The 17,943-nt window shown below is 61.0% G+C and carries 15 protein-coding genes; 11 read left to right on the top strand and 4 right to left on the bottom strand.

The window, feature by feature from the left end; translation table 11 throughout:
• Positions 1 to 114 precede the first annotated feature (114 nt).
• A complete protein-coding gene (locus D882_RS0100450) occupies positions 115 to 1,599 on the top strand; it encodes a winged helix-turn-helix domain-containing protein (protein ID WP_027921416.1) in 1,485 nt (494 codons plus the stop codon).
• Here the strand turns inward: D882_RS0100450 and D882_RS0100445 are convergent.
• Complete coding sequence (locus D882_RS0100445; RefSeq protein WP_027921415.1) at positions 1,564 to 4,368, bottom strand: winged helix-turn-helix domain-containing protein; 2,805 nt, start codon at positions 4,366 to 4,368, stop codon at positions 1,564 to 1,566. The genes D882_RS0100450 and D882_RS0100445 overlap by 36 nt on opposite strands.
• Positions 4,369 to 4,778: 410 nt before the next feature.
• On the opposite strand from D882_RS0100445, the gene D882_RS0100440 reads away from it, so the two are divergent.
• Both D882_RS0100440 and D882_RS0100435 read left to right on the top strand, forming a co-directional pair.
• The gene (locus tag D882_RS0100440; protein WP_027921414.1) at positions 4,779 to 5,354 is read left to right on the top strand and encodes a flavodoxin family protein; all 576 of its coding nucleotides are present in this window, start codon (positions 4,779 to 4,781) and stop codon (positions 5,352 to 5,354) included.
• 32 nt (positions 5,355 to 5,386) lie between these two features.
• On the top strand, positions 5,387 to 6,211 hold the full coding sequence (locus D882_RS0100435) for an alpha/beta fold hydrolase (RefSeq protein ID WP_027921413.1): 825 nt from the start codon (positions 5,387 to 5,389) through the stop codon (positions 6,209 to 6,211).
• 58 nt (positions 6,212 to 6,269) lie between these two features.
• Here the strand turns inward: D882_RS0100435 and D882_RS0100430 are convergent, their stop codons facing one another.
• On the bottom strand, positions 6,270 to 6,710 hold the full coding sequence (locus D882_RS0100430) for a helix-turn-helix domain-containing protein (RefSeq protein WP_027921412.1): 441 nt from the start codon (positions 6,708 to 6,710) through the stop codon (positions 6,270 to 6,272).
• A 209-nt stretch (positions 6,711 to 6,919) separates the two neighbouring features.
• Here D882_RS0100430 and D882_RS0100425 point away from each other — a divergent pair, with 209 nt between their 5' ends.
• From D882_RS0100425 to D882_RS0100390, 8 genes are all read left to right on the top strand, one after another.
• A complete protein-coding gene (locus D882_RS0100425) occupies positions 6,920 to 7,906 on the top strand; it encodes an MBL fold metallo-hydrolase (RefSeq protein WP_027921411.1) in 987 nt (328 codons plus the stop codon).
• A 47-nt stretch (positions 7,907 to 7,953) separates the two neighbouring features.
• Positions 7,954 to 8,874: a LysR family transcriptional regulator gene (locus tag D882_RS0100420; RefSeq protein WP_027921410.1), complete on the top strand. Its 921-nt coding sequence runs from the start codon at positions 7,954 to 7,956 to the stop codon at positions 8,872 to 8,874.
• 191 nt (positions 8,875 to 9,065) lie between these two features.
• Complete coding sequence (locus D882_RS1000000131590) at positions 9,066 to 10,826, top strand: hypothetical protein (protein ID WP_155953684.1); 1,761 nt, start codon at positions 9,066 to 9,068, stop codon at positions 10,824 to 10,826.
• Positions 10,827 to 11,027: 201 nt separating this feature from the next.
• Positions 11,028 to 11,444 (top strand): DoxX family protein, encoded by a 417-nt coding sequence (locus tag D882_RS0100410; protein WP_027921409.1) that lies wholly within the window; start codon positions 11,028 to 11,030, stop codon positions 11,442 to 11,444.
• Positions 11,437 to 12,030, top strand: a complete 594-nt coding sequence (locus D882_RS0100405; RefSeq protein ID WP_027921408.1) for an antibiotic biosynthesis monooxygenase — start codon at positions 11,437 to 11,439, stop codon at positions 12,028 to 12,030. Before D882_RS0100410 ends, D882_RS0100405 begins: the two co-directional genes overlap by 8 nt.
• A complete protein-coding gene (locus D882_RS0100400; RefSeq protein ID WP_027921407.1) occupies positions 12,027 to 13,877 on the top strand; it encodes an amidohydrolase in 1,851 nt (616 codons plus the stop codon). The genes D882_RS0100405 and D882_RS0100400 overlap by 4 nt, the downstream gene beginning before the upstream one ends.
• 69 nt (positions 13,878 to 13,946) lie before the next feature.
• Complete coding sequence (ycaC, locus tag D882_RS0100395) at positions 13,947 to 14,573, top strand: isochorismate family cysteine hydrolase YcaC (protein WP_027921406.1); 627 nt, start codon at positions 13,947 to 13,949, stop codon at positions 14,571 to 14,573.
• 203 nt (positions 14,574 to 14,776) lie between these two features.
• Positions 14,777 to 15,673, top strand: a complete 897-nt coding sequence (locus tag D882_RS0100390) for a LysR family transcriptional regulator (RefSeq protein ID WP_027921405.1) — start codon at positions 14,777 to 14,779, stop codon at positions 15,671 to 15,673.
• Between the two features lie 155 nt (positions 15,674 to 15,828).
• On the opposite strand, the gene D882_RS1000000133000 is transcribed toward D882_RS0100390, so the two are convergent.
• The gene (locus tag D882_RS1000000133000) at positions 15,829 to 16,596 is read right to left on the bottom strand and encodes a hypothetical protein (RefSeq protein WP_027921404.1); all 768 of its coding nucleotides are present in this window, start codon (positions 16,594 to 16,596) and stop codon (positions 15,829 to 15,831) included.
• Between the two features lie 147 nt (positions 16,597 to 16,743).
• A complete protein-coding gene (locus D882_RS0100380; RefSeq protein ID WP_027921403.1) occupies positions 16,744 to 17,931 on the bottom strand; it encodes a type II secretion system F family protein in 1,188 nt (395 codons plus the stop codon).
• Positions 17,932 to 17,943 lie beyond the last annotated feature (12 nt).

Raw genomic sequence — 17,943 nt, 5'->3', positions numbered from 1 at the left:
GCTGCCAAGATACCCCTGAACTCTTTGCAAGGGAGGTGCGGGAGCCTGGAAGGCGAGTGCGAAGGTGGGTTGTGGCACTTAGAGCCTGGCCAGGTTTTCAGCACGCGAACGTGCATGAACAGCCTTACAGATTTGATCAGCGAAGCGGTGCTGCATTTCGGCCCCTACGCGTTTCACCAACGGCAACGGCTGATCCTGGACGGTGATCGGCCGCTGCGCATGGGCGGGCGGGCCCTGGACATTTTGCAGGTGCTGGTCGAGCGCGCCGGGACGGTGGTCAGCAAGGACGAACTGATTGCCCGGGTCTGGCCGACGTCGGTGGTCGAGGAAATCAACCTGCGCGTGCACATTGCTGCGCTACGTCGCGCCCTGGGCGACGGGCAAAACGGTCAGCGCTACATCGTCAACATTCCCCAGCGCGGGTACAGCTTTGTGGCCCCGGTGCAGCACCTGCCGGCAGGCGCGCCTGTGTCGATCCAATCCATTCAAAAAGCTCAACACAACCTGCCGGCACGGCTCACGCCGGTGACCGGTCGTGACTCGATTGTCGGCAGTCTGGTGCGGCAGTTGCCGGTGCGGCGTTTGATGACGCTGGTTGGCCCCGGCGGCATCGGTAAGACTACCGTGGCGTTGCGCGTGGCCGAGTTGTTGTTGCAACACTATCAGGATGGCGTCTGGCTGGTTGATCTGGGGGCGATTGATGATCCCGCGCAAGTCGTTGACCATCTGACGCGCGCCCTCGAACCCGATGTCGGGACTGCCCTTGAGGCGTTGGCGCAGCGCCACGCGTTACTGGTGCTCGACAACTGCGAGCACCTGCTGCAGCGCTGTCGAACGCTGGTTGAAAGCCTGCTGGTCGCGGCGCCCCGGCTGTCGATTCTGGCCACCAGCCGCGAACCATTGTTGGCCGCCGGGGAAACGCTGGTGCGTCTACCGTCGCTGGCGGTGCCGCCCAACTCCGAGTGGCAGAGTGTGGCGCAAGTCATGGGCTATTCGGCCGTGCAACTGTTCGTCAGTCGCGCCCGCGCCCGTCAACAAGGCTTTGCCCTGCGCGAACAAGACCTCAGCACCGTTGGTGATATCTGCCGCAGGCTTGATGGTTTGCCCCTGGCCATCGAGCTGGCGGCCGCGCAAATCGACGCACTGGCATTGGTCGGGCTGCAATCCCAGCTCGACAATTGTTTTCAGCTGCTGACCCAAGGCCGGCGCACGGCCGTCCCCCGGCACCAAACCCTGAAAGCTGCGCTGGACTGGAGCTATGAGCAGTTGAACCCAAAGGAGCAAACGGTGTTGCAGCGCCTGGCCGTGTTCAAAATGGCCTTCACCCTGGACGCCGCCATGGCGGTGATCAATTGCTCGGTACTGCCGCCCGGATGTGTGATGCAAGCGGTAGAACACCTGGCACTCAAATCATTGTTGTCGGTGGAGGAGGGCCGCGGTGTGACCCGCTACCGTTTCCTCAACACCACTCGCCTCTATGCCTTGGAAAAACTCGAGCACAGCGGAGCGTTGCGCGATTTCGAAAGGCGCTACGCCCGTTTTATCAGCCGAGGGCGCTCCACGTCAGCTGGGCAACTGGCGTTGCAACTCGTCGAGTAACCGGCGGACGTTCATCAGGTCCGGTGTGGCAAAGCCTTCGGTGAATTGCTGGTAGATCGGTGCCAGCAGTTCATGGGCCTGTCGATAGCGACCCTGGCGCTGCCAGAGCCGTGCCATCGACGTGGCGCTTCGTAGCTCCCAGGCGAGGGCGCCCTGGGTTCTGGCCACGTTCAGTGCCCGCATCAGCACGGCCTCGGCCGCCTGGTTTTTCAACGGGCAATCCTCTTCCAGTAGCGCATTCGCTTTGGCCCGTAGAATTTCTGCCGTGCTCCAGCCGGCGATGCCGGTATCCGCGCGTTGCAACAAGGTGTCATCGACGAAACCGCTGTCCAGCGTGACCATGATGTCCTTGATCAACCCACTGCCGGGTGGGGGTGGCAAGTGCCCCTCTGCCTGGTCGATCACCTGCGCGTAGTGACGTGCCCACGTGTAGAACAACAGCACCGAATGTTTTTGTGCTTGCTCCAGCAGCAGGCGCAGGAGCTCGCGGGCGCTGCGGGTGTCGCCGTTGTAGTGGGCGATCAGGCAGCCGGCCAGGGCCAGGGTGTAACAAATGGAAGTGCCATGGTTGATCTGAATCGCGATGTCCAGTGCCTGGCGGGCCGTACGCCAGGCCTGCTCCGGTTGGCCCTGCAACCAGAGGATGCGCGCCAGAATCGTCAGGGACGCAACGCTTTGGTCGTATTGCACGCCAAAACCGTGGGTGAAGCGGTTGAGGTGACCACTGTGGGCCATGCGCTGGATCACTTCTTCGGCGTTGGCCCGGGCCCGCCCCTGATCCCCGGCAAAGTGCAACGCGAGCACGCGCAGTCGGTGGGTGCTCAACGCGAGCACGGCGTCGTCATGCCCGCCCAGTCGATCGAATTGCAGGCTCTGTTCCAACGCCAGTTGATAATTTCCGCAGCTTAGATTGACCGCCATGTGCCCGGACACCGCCCGCAACTGACCGGCCATGTCACGGCACTGTCTGGCCAACGTTCTGGCGCTGACGAAGGCGTCGATGGTTTCCACAGTGCCGCCCTGGGTGTGGTAGCAGGAGCTGCCGAGGGCCAGTTTCAGGCTCATTTTCAGCTGAGGGCAGGGCTCGGGTGTGGCATCGAGCAGTGCCAGCGCCTTGCGCACATAAATGCCATGTTCCTTGAGCAGCGACAGTTCCTGCCACAGCGGCATGGACGTTGCGGCCAACTGGATGGCCAATGTTTGCGAGCCGTGCCCGTTCAAGCCCCAATCAAGCGCCGCGCGAATGTCCTCCAGACCCCGGGCATACCGCTTGATCCACAGACTGGTCGGGATGAGCTCCCAGTCATTGCGTGCCTGGTGCATCAACGCCAGGCAGCGTTCGGCATGGCGGACTCGCGTGTCCGGCAGGTCGGCGGCCTGGTCGAGTTTTTCCAGGGCGTAGCTGCGTGTGGTGTCGAGCAGGCGATAGAACACGTCTTCGTCGCCCACTTCCACGTTCAGCAGCGACTTGGCCACCAGTTGGGTGATCGCACCAAACACCTTGTCGGGGTCGATGTGTTCACCAACGATCACCGCCGCTGCGGATTCCAGAGTGAATCCGCCCCTGAACACGCCCAGCCGGCGCAGGCAGGTTTGCTCGCAGGGCGTCAGCAGTTCGTAGCTCCAGTCGAGCGTGGCGCGCAGCGTCTGGTGCCGACCCAATGCCGGCTGACACCCTTGGGTCAGCAGGCGAAAACTGCCTTGCAGCTGCTCCAGCACGCCGCTCAAACCCAAGTGGCCGACTTGCGCGGCAGCCAGTTCGATGGCCAGCGGAATGCCGTCCAGGCGATGGCAGATGTCGATCAACAGTGGCAGCTCGTCATCACTCAGTTCGAAGGTGTCATGGCTGGCCATCGCCCGTTCGACGAACAATTGCAGCGCCGAGAACGTCATGGCCTGAGCGCGATCCAGCACGGCGATGGGCGGTGGGCAATCCAGCGACTCAAGGCGCTGGACGAACTCGCCTTCGGCCCGCAGGCTTTCGCGGCTGGTGGCCAGAATGTGCACCTCGGGCGCGGCGCGCAGGGTGCTTTCACAGAGCAGGGCGATGGCGTCGACCAGGTGTTCGCAATTGTCGATGACCAGCAGCATCTGGCGGTCGCGCAGGAAGGCCGCCAGTGCGCTCACGGGTTCGCCATCGTGCAGGGACAACTCGAGCAGCGTCGCCAAATGGGCGGTGATCATCAGCGGGTCGTTGATCGGTGCCAGGTCCAGCAGGCGAATGCCGTCCCGGTAGCGCCCGATCAACTGTTCGGCGACGCGCAGGGCCACGGTGGTCTTGCCGATGCCGCCGGGGCCGACGAGGGTGATGAAGCGCTGGCGTGCCAGTTGTGTCACCAAATGATCGACCAGGGACTGGCGCCCGATCAGTCGGGTGCGGCGCACGGGGAGGTTATGGCCGTTGGGCACCGGTCCTTCGAGTTCGGGGTGCTGCTCGATCCGTTCCAGCGAATAAGGCGCGACAAAGCTATAGCCGCGCTGTGCCACGGTGACGATGTAGCGCTGGCCGGCCTGGCCGTCGCCGAGGGCTTTGCGCAACGCCGCCATGTGCACCCGCAGGTTGATGTCCTCCACCACGCTTTTGGGCCAGACCGCCGCAATCAGTTGCTGCTTGCTGACCACGTGCCCGGCGTGCTCCAGCAGGATCAACAGAATGTCCATGGCACGTCGGCCCAGGCGCAGGGGCTGGTCGGCCTCCATCACCAGGCGTTGTCCGGGGTAGATCCGGTAGGGGCCGAAATGCACAGCCTGTTCGGGGGAAAGGGTCAACGTGTCGCTCCTGCTTGCATCCGTCTAGTACGCTGTTTTCGAGCATGTTCCGCAGGTTTTCGGATCAGTGCAATCCGGGTGGCGGATGACTGTCGGGTGTTCGCAGCGACTGTGTGTACCCGTCACCCTTGGCCGGTGCCGTGTTTACGGTAACAAAGCCGGGGTTACGGCTTTTGGCGCGCCAGGGAAAATTAACAACGTTTAACTCGTGCTGCGTCTGGTCTACGCCCAAAACTCTGGTTCTTCAACGTCCACCGGTCAGTCGTTGTAGGAATGAGCCTGCTCGCGATAGCGGTGTGTCAGTCACCAACCCTGTCGACTGATAGACCGCTATCGCGAGCAGGCTCACTCCTACAGGGGGGTGTTGGTATTTAAGTCAAGCAGGGATTTATTGTCATGAGGACGCTGGAATGAGCAACGTGGTGGTGGTCTATCACAGTGGCTACGGGCACACCCGTGTCATGGCGCAGGCCGTGGCCCAGGGGGTGGAACGGCACTTGGGCAGCACCTGCCTGTTGATTCCGGTGGAGGAAGTGGACGACCACTGGGACCGCTTGCACAGCGCCGACGCCATCATCTTCGGCTCGCCGACCTACATGGGCAGCGCCTCGGCACCGTTCAAAGGCTTCATGGAAGCCACTTCGGCGTTCTACCTGGCCCAACCCTGGCGCGACAAACTGGCCGCCGGGTTCACTAACTCCGGCAGCCTGTGCGGCGACAAACTCAACACCTTGCTGCAAATGGCCGTGTTCGCGGCCCAGCATTCAATGATCTGGGTCGGCCTCGACCTGCTGCCCGCGCGCTCCGGCACCGGCGTGTTCGATGGGCAGATGAATCGCTTGGGCAGCTCGCTCGGTGCCATGTCCCAATCCAATGTCGAACAACCCCCCGAACTGGCCCCGCCACCCGAAGACCGCTGCACCGCCGCGCACTTGGGCGAGCGCGTGGCGCGGCTGGCCGAACGCATGAACCACTCACCGGTTTGATACACCCCCGACACTCGCAAAGGAGATAACCCATGACAACATTCACCACCCGCGACGGCACCGAGATTTACTACAAGGACTGGGGCACCGGACAGCCCATCGTCTTCAGCCACGGCTGGCCGTTGAATGCCGACAGTTGGGAGTCGCAGATGATCTTCCTGGCGTCCAAAGGTTACCGGGTCATCGCCCATGACCGCCGGGGGCACGGGCGCTCCAGCCAGCCGTGGTCCGGTAATGACATGGACCATTACGCCGACGATCTGGCGCAACTGATCGAGTTGCTGGACCTCAAGGATGCGGTGCTGTTCGGCTTCTCTACCGGCGGCGGCGAAGTGGCGCGCTACATCGGTCGCCATGGCACGGGCCGGTTGGCCAAGGCCGGGCTGATCTCCGCGGTGCCGCCGCTGATGCTCAAGACCGAAGCCAACCCCGGCGGCCTGCCGATCGAAGTGTTCGACGGCATTCGCCAGGCGTCCCTCGTCGACCGTTCGCAGCTGTACATCGACCTCGCCAGCGGTCCGTTCTTCGGCTTCAACAAACCGGGCGCGAAACCGTCCCAAGGCATGATCGACTGGTTCTGGATGCAGGGCATGATGGCCGGCCACAAGAACGCCTATGACTGCATCAAGGCCTTCTCCGAAACCGACTTCACCGAAGACCTGAAGAAATTCGACATCCCGACTTTGGTGGTGCACGGCGACGCCGATCAGGTCGTGCCGTTCGAAGCAGCGGGCGTTGCTTCGGCAAAACTGGTGAAAGGTTCTACGCTCAAGATCTACCCAGGCGCACCGCACGGCTTGACGGATACCCACAAGGATCAACTCAACGCTGATTTGCTGGCGTTCCTCAACGGCTAACACTCGCTGCTACAGGTGCCCGGGCCCCTGTAGCAGCTGTCGAGCCCCGCGTTGGGCGTTATTGCGCGTGAAGTTGAGCGGTGTAGGCGGGTGGATGAGGGTGTGAGCGTACCGTGCGGCAGCGCCAGGCAAACGGATTGATGCCTTCGCTGCGGGTGAAGATGTGGCAGAAGTGCGCCTGATCGCAGAAGCCGCATTCGAGGCTGATTTGCGTGAGGCTCAAGTCGGTGTCGCGGATCAGCTGCTTGGCCCGTGCAATGCGTTGCAGACGTATCCAGTCCTGAGGCGAATAACCGGTGCTGCATTTGAACGCGCGGGAGAAATGACTGCGCGAGAGGGCGCAGGCCCGCGCCAGTTCAGTGACCTCGACGGATTCATCGAGACGGTCGAGGATCAGTTGTTTCGCCAGCCTTTCGCGCCATGGGGTCAGGCCGCCGGTGGTCTTCTTTGGCGATTCAGTGACTGCCACGCGGGCGACGTTTTGCTGAGAATGGGCCATGACAAATGTCCGTGTCGGTGAGCTTCATTCTTCGCCGCGGGGTGTTGGCAGGCGAGTTAAACGTTGTTAATTCCGTCCTCGCGCAAATCCGGCAAAGGCGCTAACTCAGCACATTGCTGCAATTTCTTCAGACGCAGTACTTCCACTATTGATGTCATCCGGTGGCGTTAGGCGTGGCCGCTTTTTTTTTATCGATCAAGGGTGAAGGCATGAAACATTCTCTGGTTTGCGCATTGGGGCTCGCGGTAGCGCTGGCATCCGGTACTTCCTCGGCGCAGGCACCGGCGCAAGTCGGCACACAGGCACCGGGCTACTTCCGCTTGGCGGTGGGCGACTACGAAGTGACGGCGTTATTCGATGGTTACAACGACCTGTCACCGAAACTGCTCAAGGGCCTGACACAAAGTCAGATTCGCGCATTGCTGGCCCGTCGCTCGATTGAAACGCCGGGTGTGCAAACCGCGTTCAACGCGTTTTTGGTCAACACCGGCAAGCAGCTGATTCTGGTGGACACCGGCGCCGGCCAGTGCATCGGCGCAACGGCCGGCATGCTCTCGGACAACATGAAAGCCGCCGGGTACGAGCCGTCCCAGGTCGATGCGATTCTGTTGACCCACCTGCACCTTGACCACGTCTGCGGGCTGGTCGACGCAGAGCAAAAACCAGTGTTTGCCAATGCCACGGTCTACGCGGCAAAAGCCGAGGCTGATTACTGGCTCGATCCTCAAGCCATCGCCAAGGCCCCAGAGGGCGCCAAGCCTTATTTCAAAATCGCCCAGGATTCCACCGCGCCTTACGTTGCGCAGGGTCGTTTCAAGACGTTCGAGGCCGGTCAATCGCCCGTGCCGGGTGTGGTCGATGCCACGCTGGAGAGCGGACACACCCCCGGCAGCACTACGTACCGCTTCACCTCTGAAGGGCAGAGCATTCTGTTCATGGGGGATCTGGTGCATAACCTCGCGGTGCAATTCGAGCACCCTGACGTGTCGATCGCTTTTGACGTCAACAGCCAGCAAGCGATCAAGAGCCGGGCCAAGGTGTTCAGTGACGCTGCCGCCAGCAAGACCTGGGTGTCGGCGGCGCACTTGCCGTTTCCGGGCATCGGTCACATCGCAACCGAGGGCAAGCACTTCCAATGGGTGCCGGTCGAATACGGGCCTTACAAACGTGCGGCCAAAGTACCGCTGATCGAGTAAAGTCCCAGCGTTTCGTGCCTGGCTCAACACACAAAGGAACCGTGCTTATGAACCGTAACGATCTGCGCCGCGTCGACATGAACCTGTTGGTGATTTTCGAGGCGCTGATGTTCGAAAAGAACCTGACCCGCGTCGCGGAAAAACTGTTCATGGGCCAACCGGCGGTGAGTGCGGCGCTGGGGCGGTTGCGCGATTTGTTTGACGATCCGTTGTTGCTGCGCAACGGGCGCGGCATGGAGCCGACCGCGCGGGCACTGGCGATTCTCAAGGAGTTGCAGCCGGCGATGGACACGATCTCGGGCGCCGTCAGCCGGGCCAAGGAGTTTGATCCGGCGACCAGTTGTGATGTGTTTCGTATCGGGCTGTCGGACGATGCCGAGTTCGGTTTGTTTCCGCCGTTGCTGCGGCAGCTGCAAGAAGAGGCACCGGGGATTGTGGTCGTGGTACGGCGCGCCAACTACCTGCTGATGCCGGCGTTGCTGGCCTCCGGGGAAATCTCTGTGGGCGTCAGTTACACCACCGACCTGCCGGCGAACGCCAAGCGCAAAAAACTGCGCGATATTCCCTGCAAAGTGCTGCGCGGGGACAAGCGTCCGGGCACGCTGACGCTGGATGAATACTGCGAACGGCCCCACGCCATGGTGTCGTTCTCCGGCGACCTGAGCGGCAACATCGACCTCGACCTGGCCAAGCTTGGACGTAGCCGTCGCGTGGTGTTGGGCGTGCCGCAGTTCAGCGGCTTGCGCGCATTGCTCGCCGGCACCGAGATGATCGCCACCGTACCGGACTATGCCGCGTGCGCGCTGGTGGAAGGCTGTGGGTTGCGTGCTGAAGACCCACCGTTTGCCATCGATGCAGCGCAATTGTCGATGGCCTGGAGCGGGGTGCATGACAACGACCCGGCGGAGCGCTGGTTGCGCTCGCGAATTAGTGAATTCATGTCGGGGCCTTTGCCCATTCCAGCCTGAACGTGGCGGCTTACGGACCGGGCAGATTCCCGCCTGCAGGAAACGGTGTGGGTATGACGGCCGGTTTCAAGGCAGAGCCACTCGTCTGAAAAAACCGTCTACCTGTCAGTTCTGACAGTAGCGACTATTCCCGATCCAGTGTGAGATAGGCCAGTACCCCAAGGGCAAGGTCGATCCCGCACTGAGAGCGAATGATGAATAATCTGACTGCCGTAACCACCCATGACTTGCCCCCTCCACGTATCAAGGAAAACCCGGTTTTCACCCTCCTGAGTCCGGTGGCGGTCAGGCATAACCTCACAGTCGTGGCGAACTACGACAGTCAGACCACGGACAGGATCCGCGTCACATGGCAAGGGGCACCGGGCACGCCGGCCGAGGGTTCCTATACCTCGGGCTTCGTCGAGGTCGGAAATACTCGCCCTGCGGAGCTACGAATTCCCAATTCGCTGGTGACCTTCAACCTGGGCCGTACGGTAACGCTGACCTACACCGTCATCAGTGAAGACGACCCGGAGCCCAGAACCTCGCAGCCATTGATTTTGTATGTGCTGCCACTGGCACAAGGCGATATGCCCAGACCGTTCATCCCGCAGGCGGACAACGCGGGTGAAGGCTTGGTTCTGAATGTGAATGACCTGACCGAATTCACGCTGCGAATAAATGGATGGCCCCTGATTGCCTACAATCAAAACCATTGGCTTCGGCTCAGGGGAACCAACGCCAACGGCAGTGCTTTCGAGGCTGTGTACTGGCCTCGCACGGTTGTCGATCAGCAATTGATCCTTCACGGCTTCTATGCCAAAAACTTTGTTGCCGATCCGCTTAAACGGCTCATGGATCGCAGCACTTTGATTCTGGAGTTCATGGCGACGCTGGATGGAAGCGATGATGAGACCACAGCGCTGATTTTTGCGCCGCGCAACTACATTGTAAGAACGGATGCACCGAAAACGCCGGTGATCCTGTCGGTAAGAGATCCACTCGGTCAGGACATCGCTGATGGAGGTGATACCGAGTATGGCAGCGTGACCCTGGAAGGTACCGCTACAGAGGGTGAAGATGTGGAAATCTTTGCCAGCAACATTCCAAAAGGCACGGCCACGGCCGATTCCGGTCGTTGGAAGCATCAGGTGACTGGACTGACCGACGGGTTACACGAGTTGAAGGCCAAAGCCTTGTATGGCGACGGCGCGGTATCCAATTCGTGGAGGATAAACGTGAGCCTGCAAAAGCGGCAGTTGTCGATCAAGGAAGCGCCCGATCACGTCAATCTGGATCCCCTGGCGGCGTTGCAAAGACTGACCGCAGTGCTGGATTCTGAAATGGCGCCTGGCGATCTGCTCACTGTGAGGTGGGCAGCCGCGCCCGGCACGCTGCCAGCGGGCTCACACACGACAAGCGCCGTTTTGGCCGGCAATACTCGACCCATCGAAATACCGCTGCCTGTTTCATTGGTCGCGTTTAGCCTGGGTAAAAAAGTAGAGCTGACGTTCACCTATACCCGCGGGACATCGGATCCGGTGACCTCTCAACCCTTTCCCCTTGATGTTCTGACGATCCCGGCGGTCGAGCTCATTGCTCCGGTGATTACCCAGGCGAACGGCACGACCGTGCTGGACCTGAAAGACGTCACGTCCGGCGCGACCCTCAGTTTTGGTGGCTGGCCACATATCGCCCAAGGGCAGCGCATCTGGCTGGATCTGGAGGGTGAAAACGCCAGTGGTGGCAGCCACAATCTCCAGACCTGGGCGGGCTCGCGCAACTCGGTGCACCGTGCTTGGGTCACGAACAATGGCTTTAGCATCACCATTGCGTACAGCTATCTATCGCTATTGAGGGATGGCAGCCGGTTGGCCATTCGCTTCCGGGTAAATATGGATCAGGTGGCAGATGACGCGACAGCGATGGTCTTCGGCACGCGTGAATATACTGTTCGAGCCGTTCCCTGAACCGGGCCGGTTTATCGATACGTTGATCGATCCTGCCCGTCATGCAGGTCCCCTGTGGGCGTGAGCCTGCGTCGCTTGGTAGATCTGTGCTCTTCCACAAAAAGAGCACACCCATCCAATTTTTCCCGTCCCCACACCGGCACTATCGAAAAACGTCCCGGCGCATCATTGCCGGTGGTTTTTCATTTGTGCAGGTAGCCCATGAACACGTCGCTACGGGATGAACGGGTCCAGGACTGGGGACTGCTGTTTCTGCGGGGCAGCGCCAGTCTGTTCCTGCTGTGGGTGCACGGCTTGCCGAAGCTGCTTGACTACAGCGCTCAACTGCACGTCATCGAAGACCCTTTCCACCTTGGCGCCAACCTGACGCTGATGCTGGCGATTTTTGCCGAGGTGCTGTGCCCGTTGCTGATCATTGTCGGACTGTTGGTGCGTTTGGCGTGCCTGCCGATCTTGTGTGTGTTGCTGGTGGCGATGGTGGTGGTGCATCCGCAATGGAGCCTCGAGGAAGGGCAATTCGGCTGGTTGTTGTTGATCTTGTTTACCAGCATTTTCATCGCCGGGCCTGGTCGGCTGGCGCTCAATGTCCGATTCACCGGAGCGTTGCGTTATGCCTGAAGCCAAACCTTTTGAAGAAGTCGTGACCCTGATCATCAAGCACCGGGTCAAGGCGGGTTTTGAAGTGCCTTACGAAGCCTGGCTGCGCAACATTGTCAGCATCGCCGGGCAGCAGGAAGGGCACTTGGGCGTGGACGTGATGCGCGGCAAAAACGCCGGGCTCGACATGTACACCTGCGTGCTGCGCTTTTGCACCACCGAGGCGATGCAGCACTGGCTCGATTCGCCGCAACGCCTGGAACTGGTCCGCGAAGCGACGCCGATGCTCGCCGACGGCGACCAGACCGAGGTCAACCCGGTCAATGAATTCTGGTTCGCGCCCCAGGCCGACGCCGCGTCGCCACCGCCGCCACGCTGGAAGCAGGCCGTGGTGACCTTGCTGGTGATTCTGCCGCACACCTTGCTGGTGCCGCTGATCTGGGGACCGCTGCTGCAACTCAACGCGGTTCTCTCCAATTACGTCGTAGCGACGTTCCTGATCACGCTCACCATCGTGCTGTCGGTGGTGTACCTGTTCATGCCCATGGCGACCCGATTATTCGCGCCCTGGTTATCTCCTTCCCCTCAGCCCAAGGAAACGCGATGAACGCCGATCTGATTCTGTTCAATGGCCAATTTCATACCGTTGACCGTGAAAACCCGCTCGCCAGTGCCGTGGCGATCAGCGACGGCCGCTTTATCGCGGTCGGCACCGATGCCGAGGCCATGGCCCTGCGCGGTTCGGGCACGCAGGTCATCGATCTCAAGGGCCGCTGCGTCATCCCCGGCCTCAACGACTCGCACCTGCACCTGATCCGTGGCGGCCTCAATTACAACCTCGAACTGCGTTGGGAAGGGGTGCCGTCGCTGGCCGATGCCTTGCGCATGCTCAAGGATCAGGCCGACCGCACACCAACGCCGCAATGGGTGCGCGTGGTCGGTGGCTGGAACGAATTCCAGTTCGCCGAAAAGCGCATGCCGACCCTCGAAGAACTCAACCAGGCAGCACCGGACACCCCTGTATTCGTCCTGCACCTGTACGACCGTGCCTTGCTCAACCGTGCCGCGTTGCGCGTGGCCGGCTACACCCGCAATACGCCGAACCCACCGGGTGGCGAGATCGTGCGCGATAGCAACGGCGAGCCGACCGGCATGCTGGTCGCGCGGCCCAACGCGATGATTTTGTACTCGACGCTGGCCAAGGGGCCGAAGTTGCCGCTGGAGTACCAGGTCAACTCGACCCGCCAGTTCATGCGCGAACTCAATCGTCTCGGTCTGACCAGCGCGATCGATGCCGGCGGTGGTTTCCAGAATTACCCGGACGATTATCAGGTGATCGAGCAGTTGGCCAAGGACCAGCAATTGACCATCCGTATCGCCTACAACCTGTTCACCCAGAAGCCCAAAGAAGAACTCACCGACTTCAAGAACTGGACCAGCAGCGTGACCCTGCACCAGGGCGACGATTACCTTCGGCATAACGGCGCCGGGGAAATGCTGGTGTTCTCGGCGGCGGATTTCGAAGACTTCCTCGAACCGCGTCCGGACCTGCCGCAAACCATGGAAGACGAACTCGAGCCGGTCGTGCGCCACTTGGTGGAACAGCGTTGGCCGTTCCGTTTGCACGCCACCTACAACGAATCGATCAGCCGCATGCTCGACGTGTTCGAGAAGGTCAACCGCGACATTCCGTTCAACGGTTTGCCGTGGTTTTTCGACCACGCTGAAACCATCACCCCGCAGAACATCGAGCGGGTGAGGGCGCTGGGCGGGGGTATCGCGATTCAGGACCGCATGGCGTTTCAGGGCGAATATTTTGTCGAGCGTTACGGCGCCAAAGCTGCCGAAGCGACGCCGCCGATCAAGCGCATGCTGGCCGAAGGCGTACCGGTCGGCGCCGGCACCGATGCCACGCGAGTGTCCAGCTACAACCCCTGGACCTCGTTGTACTGGATGGTCAGCGGCCGGACAGTGGGAGGGCTTGAGCTGCATGCCGAAGGCCTGTCCCGGCAGACCGCGCTGGAACTGTTCACCCACGGCAGCGCCTGGTTCTCTTCCGAGCAGGGCAAGAAAGGCATGATCAAGGTCGGTCAATTGGCGGACGTGGCGGCATTGAGTGCGGACTTTTTCAGCGTCGACGAAGAAGCGATCAAGTGGATCGAGTCGGTGTTGACCGTGGTTGGCGGCAAGGTGGTGTACGGCGCCGGTGACTTCGAAAAACTCGGGCCGGCCAGCGTACCGGTGCTGCCGGACTGGTCGCCGGTGGTCAAGGTCCCGGGCCACTGGCGTCCGACCTCGCCGATGCAGGCGCAGGCGCAGGCGCAGGTTCACCATTGCAGCGGGCCGTGCGGCGTGCATGCCCACAGCCATGAAAAAGCGCGCTTGTCGACTGCGCCGGTCAGCGATTTTGCCGGTTTCTGGGGCGCCTTTGGCTGCTCGTGCTTCGCGTTCTGACGATCACAACAAAGCGCCGATGGACTGTGTCGGCGCCCGACGTAATACCCATCCACCGAGGAGTTTCACATGAGCAACGTTCCGTACAAACGCCTGAACAAGGATGATGCCGTGGTCTTGCTGGTCGACCACCAGACCGGTCTGATCTCGCTGGTTCAGGATTTCTCGCCCAACGAATTCAAGAACAACGTCCTGGCCCTCGCGGACCTGGCCAAGTTCTTCAAACTGCCGACCATCCTCACCACCAGTTTCGAAAACGGCCCGAACGGCCCGATGGTGCCGGAACTCAAGGAGCTGTTCCCGGACGCGCCGTACATCCCGCGTCCAGGCCAGATCAACGCCTGGGACAACGAAGACTTCGTCAAAGCCGTCAAAGCCACGGGCCGCAAGCAGTTGATCATTGCCGGTGTGGTGACGGACGTTTGCGTGACGTTCCCTACGCTGTCGGCGCTGGCAGAAGGGTTTGAAGTGTTCGTCGTCACCGACGCCTCGGGGACCTTCAACGAAACCGTGCAACAAGCGGCATGGGCGCGTATGACGGCGGCGGGTGCACAACTGGTCAACTGGTTCTCGGTGGCCTGTGAGCTGCAAGGTGACTGGCGCAATGACATGGAAGGCCTGGCGAATCTGCTGTCGCCGCGTATTCCGAACTATCGCAATTTGATGAACAGCTATTCGGCGCTGACGTCGAAGTAAGTCCAGCCCCAATGAAAAGTGCCCGCCAATGCGCGGGCATTTTTTTGCCTGACGAATGCGCTTTTTGTAGCAACCGCCGAGCCTAGTCCGACTCCTGTAGCCACTGCTCGTCAGCTGCTACGCGAATTGGGTGTGTAATTGTTGGGGTGTCGATACCCTGAAAAACGGCTATAAAGTGTTCGACTGTCAATCAGGCTGTGACAATGAACCCGTTCGAAGATATGCGTATTTTTTGCCAGGTCATGGACTCCGGCAGCTTCACCGCGGCGGCAGATCAATTGGGGTTGTCCAAGCAATTCGTCAGCCGGCGTTTGATGCAACTCGAAGAGCACCTGGGCGTGCGCTTGCTCAATCGCTCGACCCGGCGGCTGGACGTCACCCCACTGGGGCAGAGTTATTACGAGTCGGCCTTGCGCCTGCTCGGTGAAGTCGAGCAAGTGGAGCAGGGCATCACGGGGCAAACTGCCGAGCCACGGGGCACGATTCGCATCAGCGCACCCTTGTCGTTTGCATTGGCGCATTTGGGCAGCCTGCTGCCGCTGTTCTTGCAGCGTTATCGCGACGTCACCGTGGAAGTGGACCTGAGTGATCGCCCGGTAGACTTGCTCAGCGAGGGGTATGACCTGGCGTTGCGTATCGGCATTCTTGAAGACTCAACGCTGATCGCCCGACGCATCGCCTCGATCCAGCGTGTGTACTGCGCCAGCCCGACGTACCTGGCCGAACGTGGCACGCCGCTTAAACCCGAAGACCTGCACGACCATGACTGCCTGCCGTACGGCCACGGTCGTCAGGTGCAATGGCGGTTTGAAGGGCAGGGCAAACCGCTGACCGTCAATGTCACGGGCCGGATGCGGGTCAATAACGGCGAGTTGCTCAAGGACGCGGCGATTTCCGGGATGGGGATTACCTATTTGCCGACATTTATCGTCGGTGCAGCCTTGAAGGACGGCAGGCTGGTGCCGGTGCTGGAGGCGTTTCAGCCTGAGCCGCTGAGGTTGTCGGCGGTCTATCCGCAACACCGCCAGAGCTCGCGCCCGGTGCAGGCGCTGATCGAGTTTTTGCGTGAACAGCTGGATCAGACTGAAGACGAACTCTAATCCTCACACAGTTCCCCCTGTAGGAGTGAGCCTGCTCGCGATGACGGAGTGTCAGACGACATCAATGTTGAATGACAAATGGCTATCGTCGGAACGCTGCCCGGAGCAGGCTCGCTCCTACAGTTGGTTTGTGGATGACCTGGGCTTAATGGTGATCAGGTCCTTTTGTCATCGCCGTTGACATGAACGCCACGGTCATCACCGACTTCGCCGTTGGCATGGACGCCACGGTCATCACCGACTTCACCATTGGCGTGGACGCCATGGTCATCGCCGATTTCGCCGGCGCGATGAACACCATTTTGGTTGTGTGACACTTCGCCGGAGCGATGAACGCCATTTTGGTTATGGGACACTTCACCGGAGCGATGAACGCCGTTTTGGTTGTGGGACACTTCACCGGAACGATGAACACCATGGTCATCGCCTACTTCGCCGTTGGCATGAACGCCATGATCGTCGCCAGGTTCGGCGTGCGTGCCATTGCGACCGGAGTTGGAGGAGGCTGTGTTGCCGGCATTACCAGGGCCGTGGTCGCTGCCGCTGTGACTGCTGCCGCTATTGCCGCCGCTGCCACTGTTGCCGCCACTGCCGCTTCCACCGTGACCACCGCTGTTGCCGCCGCCACCGTTGCCACCGCCGCCATTGCCTCCGCCGCCGCCATTACCGCCGCCACCGCCGCCATTGCCGCCGCCACCGCCGCCATTACCGCCGCCACCGCCACCATTGCCACCGCCGCCATGACCTCCGCCATTGCCGCCACCGCCACCGCCACCACCGCCGCCGCCACCCCCTCCGCCGCCGCCACCACCATCCTTGGCCTGAGCAGTCGACATACTGGACAGACTGTCCGGTATCAATACGGTGGACGCCGACAAGACCGCGCCAATAGCTACTGCCAGTAAAAGCTTGTTGATGTGCATGTCGTTCTCCGTCTTATTCAGGGTTGGAACGTTGATGAACAATGCAACGTGCTGCTCGATTCAATAGGTGAACACCACACCTTCCGAATTTATTCAGCTGAATCGCCGAAAAAAACGCAACGTAGCGCTATGCCTCATTCCAGAGCCTTAGTGAATGCTTGAGGCAAGCTCGAAGATCGGCATGTACATCAGGATCACGATGACCCCGATCAACAACCCGATAAACGTCATGAGCAGTGGCTCGAACAACCTGACAAACCATTCGAGCCAGCGACTGATTTCTTCGTCGTAGAAGTCGGCGCTGCGTTCCATCATTTGCCCGAGGTTGCCGGACTGTTCGCCGGCGCGCAGCAAGCGCAGGGACACCGGGGTCACCAGGTGATTAAGCTCCAGCGCGGCCGACAGCGATTGGCCCTCGCGCACCCGTTCGCAGGCTTCGTCCAGGCGTGTGCGCGAAGCCACGGTGAGCAAACCGCGCACCATGCCCATGGCGGTGACGAGGGGAATGCCGCCCTGCAACAGAATCCCCAGCGAGCGATAGAAGCGCGCCAGTTCGTACATGAAGATGCGTTGGTGGATGGCCGGGAGTTTTTCGATCAGGCGGTCCACGCCCCGACGAAAGGCCGGTTGGCGCTGGAGGAAGGCGAGGGCGACGATGATCGCCAGCAACCCGCCGAAGAATTCGCCCTGATGCGCATGGAGGAACATGCCGCTGGTCATCAACACTTGCGACAGCCACGGCAGGTTCGACCCCAGGCCTTCAAACACCAGGCTGAAACGCGGCACTACGTAACCCATCAAAAACAACACCACGCCACCGCCCACCACCAGCAACAGCATGGGGTAGATCGACGCGCTGACGATTTTTTGCCGAACCTCGTCCATGCGCTGGCGATAGCTGACATAGCGGCCCAGGGCTTCGCCCACGGCGCCGGTCTTCTCGCTGGACTGCACCAGTGCCACATACAACGGCGGGAATATGGCCGACAACTGACCCAGTGCCTGGGAGAACGATTTGCCCTCGTACAGCAAGCGCACCAGCTCACTCAAGGTTTTGCGGGCCTGTGGCGCGCTTTCTTTTTCGGCCAGGCTTTCCAGTGCATCGATCAGCGGCAGGCCTGCATTGAGTAGGGTGGTCAGTTCCTGGCTGAACAACACCAGGTTGAAGGTCTCTCGCTGTTGCAGACGCAAGGCGCGCCAGTGCCGTTCGGCATGCAGGCTGACCACCCGCAACCCCTGGTCTTCGACGATGCGCCGAGCCTCGCTGTGACCGGGGGCCTCGACCGTCATCGAGACCACGCCGGCCTTGCCCACGGCTTTGAGATGAAAGCGCATGGTCTTCCCCCG

It is taken from the genome of Pseudomonas sp. URMO17WK12:I12 (assembly GCF_000514395.1).
Lineage (GTDB): Bacteria > Pseudomonadota > Gammaproteobacteria > Pseudomonadales > Pseudomonadaceae > Aquipseudomonas > Aquipseudomonas mucoides.
The sequence above is the reverse complement of the archived record's forward strand: the minus strand, read 5'-3'. Positions and strand labels throughout refer to the sequence as shown.

Excerpts from the sequence above, each read along its gene's own strand:
- D882_RS0100390 (WP_027921405.1), top strand. The coding sequence starts at position 14,777 with ATGAACCCGTTCGAAGATATGCGTATTTTTTGCCAGGTCATGGACTCC.
- D882_RS0100430 (WP_027921412.1), bottom strand. The coding sequence starts at position 6,710 with ATGGCCCATTCTCAGCAAAACGTCGCCCGCGTGGCAGTCACTGAATCG.
- D882_RS0100440 (WP_027921414.1), top strand. The coding sequence starts at position 4,779 with ATGAGCAACGTGGTGGTGGTCTATCACAGTGGCTACGGGCACACCCGT.
- ycaC (WP_027921406.1), top strand. The coding sequence starts at position 13,947 with ATGAGCAACGTTCCGTACAAACGCCTGAACAAGGATGATGCCGTGGTC.
- D882_RS0100425 (WP_027921411.1), top strand. The coding sequence starts at position 6,920 with ATGAAACATTCTCTGGTTTGCGCATTGGGGCTCGCGGTAGCGCTGGCA.
- D882_RS1000000133000 (WP_027921404.1), bottom strand. The coding sequence starts at position 16,596 with ATGCACATCAACAAGCTTTTACTGGCAGTAGCTATTGGCGCGGTCTTG.
- D882_RS0100420 (WP_027921410.1), top strand. The coding sequence starts at position 7,954 with ATGAACCGTAACGATCTGCGCCGCGTCGACATGAACCTGTTGGTGATT.
- D882_RS1000000131590 (WP_155953684.1), top strand. The coding sequence starts at position 9,066 with ATGATGAATAATCTGACTGCCGTAACCACCCATGACTTGCCCCCTCCA.
- D882_RS0100410 (WP_027921409.1), top strand. The coding sequence starts at position 11,028 with ATGAACACGTCGCTACGGGATGAACGGGTCCAGGACTGGGGACTGCTG.
- D882_RS0100405 (WP_027921408.1), top strand. The coding sequence starts at position 11,437 with ATGCCTGAAGCCAAACCTTTTGAAGAAGTCGTGACCCTGATCATCAAG.
- D882_RS0100400 (WP_027921407.1), top strand. The coding sequence starts at position 12,027 with ATGAACGCCGATCTGATTCTGTTCAATGGCCAATTTCATACCGTTGAC.
- D882_RS0100380 (WP_027921403.1), bottom strand. The coding sequence starts at position 17,931 with ATGCGCTTTCATCTCAAAGCCGTGGGCAAGGCCGGCGTGGTCTCGATG.
- D882_RS0100435 (WP_027921413.1), top strand. The coding sequence starts at position 5,387 with ATGACAACATTCACCACCCGCGACGGCACCGAGATTTACTACAAGGAC.
- D882_RS0100450 (WP_027921416.1), top strand. The coding sequence starts at position 115 with ATGAACAGCCTTACAGATTTGATCAGCGAAGCGGTGCTGCATTTCGGC.